Source organism: Thermus thalpophilus (assembly GCF_022760915.1).
Lineage (GTDB): Bacteria > Deinococcota > Deinococci > Deinococcales > Thermaceae > Thermus > Thermus thalpophilus.
On the sequence record NZ_JAKTNS010000148.1, the window covers coordinates 1 to 308 of the forward strand.

The following is a 308-nucleotide window of genomic DNA, read 5'->3' on the forward strand; positions in this document are numbered from 1 at the left end:
CCTTGGCCTTAGGATTTTGGGATGGAAACCACACCCAACCTACAGGTGTACGACCTGGGCCACCTGGGCCTGGTGGCCAGCATCCTGGATCAGATAGGACTGGTACAGACCGTAGACCGGTTCGTGGGCCCAAGGCCGGGCGAAAAGGTCTCCACTGGCATGGCCCTCAAGGCCGCCATACTGAACGCCCTGGGCTTCGTCACCTCTCCCCTCTACCTCTTCGGCCACTTCTTCCAGGGCAAGCCCACCGAGCTGCTCCTGGGGCCCGGCATCACCCCCGAACTTTTGAACGACGACCGCATGGGCCG

The 308-nt window shown here is 62.7% G+C and carries 1 protein-coding gene; it reads left to right on the forward strand.

The window, feature by feature from the left end:
• Positions 1-21 precede the first annotated feature (21 nt).
• Positions 22-308, forward strand: a 287-nt coding sequence (locus L0D17_RS13385; protein ID WP_243095725.1) for a DUF4277 domain-containing protein, incomplete at its 3' end; no start/stop codon positions are given.